3 protein-coding genes are annotated in these 3,131 nt (G+C 69.8%); 1 reads left to right on the plus strand and 2 read right to left on the minus strand.

What is annotated here, in order from left to right; genetic code table 11:
* The coding region (locus ACFU99_RS38765) for a helix-turn-helix domain-containing protein (RefSeq protein ID WP_384401951.1) at window positions 1-242 on the minus strand (242 nt) is incomplete at its 3' end.
* 107 nt (window positions 243-349) lie between these two features.
* Window positions 350-1,873: a hypothetical protein gene (locus ACFU99_RS38770; protein WP_384401954.1), complete on the minus strand. Its 1,524-nt coding sequence runs from the start codon at window positions 1,871-1,873 to the stop codon at window positions 350-352.
* Window positions 1,874-2,209: 336 nt separating this feature from the next.
* On the opposite strand from ACFU99_RS38770, the gene ACFU99_RS38775 reads away from it, so the two are divergent.
* The coding region (locus ACFU99_RS38775) for a GAF domain-containing protein (protein ID WP_384401957.1) at window positions 2,210-3,131 on the plus strand (922 nt) is incomplete at its 3' end.

Consider the following 3,131-nt stretch of genomic DNA (forward strand, 5'->3'; position numbering starts at 1 on the left):
CATCTGCGCTCCCACTCCGTCACGTTGCCCTCGCAGGCGCGGACGTAGGCGAGAGTCACCGTCCGCGAGGGCAGCGACCGGCCCGCGGCGGCGCTCGACAGTGTCGCTATCGAATAGTGGGCGCGCTCCGAGAGCTGACGGTACGTCGGGTTCCCGGCCTTCCGGCGCAGCCGGCGGAGGTCCGCGGCGAACCGGAGGGCCGGGGTGTCTCCCGCGTCCAGCGGGCGCTCCCTACGGGGCACTGGCGACACCTCCCTCGTTGCCCCGAATTGTTCATCAGAGGGGCACGCGGGCACCAGTGTTCTTGATGTTTCAGAAATTCATGTACGTGATGACGCTGACGCGATGGTCAGGCGAGCTGGCCGCCCCACAGGACGGTCTCGACCTTCTGCGTCCCCGGGTCCCAGTACCAATGCGAGAGTTCGCCGTCCGCGGCCTTGGAGAAGATGTGCTGCTGGTCGTACGGCGTGAAGGTGTAGGACGCCGGATCGGCGTGGCATTCGCCGCCCCAGTCGGCGTAGGCGACGCCGCCCTGCGGGGTCCACCACCAGTGCGCGAGGGTGTTCTGCGGAGTCCGCGCGAATACGTGCTGCTGGTCGTGCCAGACGAACCCGTGCGGGTTGCCCACGAACTTCTGCGGCCCCCAGCTCACCGTCTCCACGCGCTGCGTGCCCGGGTCCCAGAACCAGTGGAACAAGGTGTCGTCGGCGGCACGCCCGAAAATGTGCTGCTGGTTGTACGGCGGGAACACATAGCTCACCGGGTCGCTGAAGCACTGACCGCCCCAGTCGGCGTAGGCGACGCCGCCCTGCGGGGTCCACCACCAGTGCGCGAGCGTGTTCTGCGGGGACCGCGCGAATACGTGCTGCTGATCGACCCACGCGAACCCCGAGGGGTTCCCGGTGAATCCCTGACGGCCCCACTCGACCCGCTCCACCTTCTGCGTCGCCGGGTCCCAGTACCAATGGAACAGCGAATTGTTGGCACCCTTGGCGAAGATGTGCTGCTGGTCGTACATCCCCCAGACATACGTCATCGGATCGCTATAGCACTCGCCCGCCCAGTCCGCGTACGCCACACCGCCCTGGGGCGTCCACCACCAGTGCGCCAGCGTATTGTTCGGGCTTCGGCCGAACGCGTGCTGCTGGTCGTGCCAGACGAACCCGTTCGGCTTCCCCACCAGCTTCTGCGGGCCCCACGTCACCAAATTGACCCCGGAATCCGGGGCCCAGAACCAGTGCGAGAGCGTATTGTCCGGCGCCCGGCCGAACGCGTGCTGCTGATTTCCCCACTCATACGCCCACGCCCCCGGCACCGTCGTCACCGGCGGCTGCGGGTGATTGAGCCGCGCGGCCTCCTCGATCAGCGCACGGGCCTTCGACTCGGACTGGTCGTAACGGTCCGGGAACGCGGACCGCTGCACGCCCTGGGCGACCTGGCCGGCGCTCCAGCCGGGGTTGTTGCGGTCGACGCCTATCGCACGGGTGAAGAAGGAATTCGACGCGTACGCCACGTTCATGCACTGTTCGCGGGTGCCCCAGCCCTGGCTCGGGCGCTGCTGGAAGACGCCGACGGAGTCGCGGTCGCCGCAGCCGAGATTGTTCATGTGCGACTCGACCCAGCCCGCCTCGAACCCGGCGAGCATCACCTTGTCGTTCACCCCGAGATCGCTGCCCACCTTGTAGACGGTCTTGATGACCTCCACATCGTGATTGGGCGGCACCGCACAGGCGATCCGCGGACTGAGCTCCGGCGCCGGCACGTGATCGCCCGGCGGCGGCTTGCGCGTACCCGCCTGCGCCATCGGCGTCCCGAGCGCCCACGCGCCGACTGCGAGCCCGCCGAGCTGAATGACGTTGCGTCTGGTGACCAAGGGGGGTCCCTGCCTCTCGTGATATCGACAACGGCAGGCAGCGCCGACGACGGTCCTACGCCCGTAACCGCGGTGCTGCCTGCCGTGAATGCGGCAGTGCCTGTCGCCGACCGGCGCTATTTCCGAGATCGTCCGGCCGACTGCCCCTTGCTTAGCAAAACCACGTTGTTCGATCTCGGCCCCCACCACCAAACAATCAAGATCCGAACAACATCCTCGGTCCCCGACGCCGGGCCCGGCCCCTGGCGGCGACAACCCCCGCCCCTCGGTCTAGCGTGTGGTGCGGCGGGGCGGGGCCTGGGGTGGCCGGTGTGGATCGATGGTGGGGGAGGGGCTGTGGCAGTGGGCGGAGACAGCGGGAGGGACGCCGCCGAGCGGCTGCCGCGGTTGCGGCTGGACGAACTCCTGGAGGAGTTACAGGTACGGGGCAACGCGGTGCGCGGGACGCGGGACCGGGTGCACGGCCTGCTGGAGGCGGTGCTGTCCGTCGGCCGGGAGCTGGACCTCTCGCAGGTGCTGCGCAGGATCGTGGAAGCGGCGGTCGTCCTCGTGGACGCCGAATACGGCGCGCTGGGCGTGGTCGGCGCCGAGCAGCGGCTCTCGGAGTTCCTGCCGGTGGGCGTCGACGACGAACAGCGCGCGAGGATAGGCGCGTTGCCGAGCGGCCACGGCCTGCTGGGCGAGCTGATCCGGCACCCGGAGCCGCTGCGGCTGGCGGAGCTGTCGGAGCACCCCTCGTCGTACGGGTTCCCGCCGAACCATCCGCCGATGCACTCGTTCCTCGGGGTGCCCATCCGCGTGCGGGGCGAGGCGTTCGGCAACCTCTACCTCACCGAGAAGCGCGGCGCGGGGGAGTTCGACGCCGAGGACGAGGCGGTGCTCACGACACTGGCGGTCGCGGCCGGGGTGGCCATCGAGAACGCCCGGCTGTACGAGGAGGCGCGCCGCAGGGAACTGTGGCTGGGGGCGGGCGCGGAGGTGACCAGCAGCCTGCTGTCGGGGGCCCCGCGGCGGCAGGTGCTGGAGCTGATCGTCGAACGGGCCCGGAGCATCGTGGCCGCGGACCTGGGCGTGATCGCGGTGCCGGTCGAGGGCGCGGAGGGGCTGCGTACCGCGCTGGCGATGGGCGAGGGGGCCGAGGCGCACAGCGGGCTGCTGCTGCCACGGCAGGACGGGTTCATCGGCATGGCGTTCACCACCGGCGAGCCGGTGACCAGCCGCGACATGGGCAACGATCCGCGGCTGGGCGAGGACGCCT

This window comes from Streptomyces sp. NPDC057654 (genome assembly GCF_042800135.1).
GTDB lineage: Bacteria > Actinomycetota > Actinomycetes > Streptomycetales > Streptomycetaceae > Streptomyces.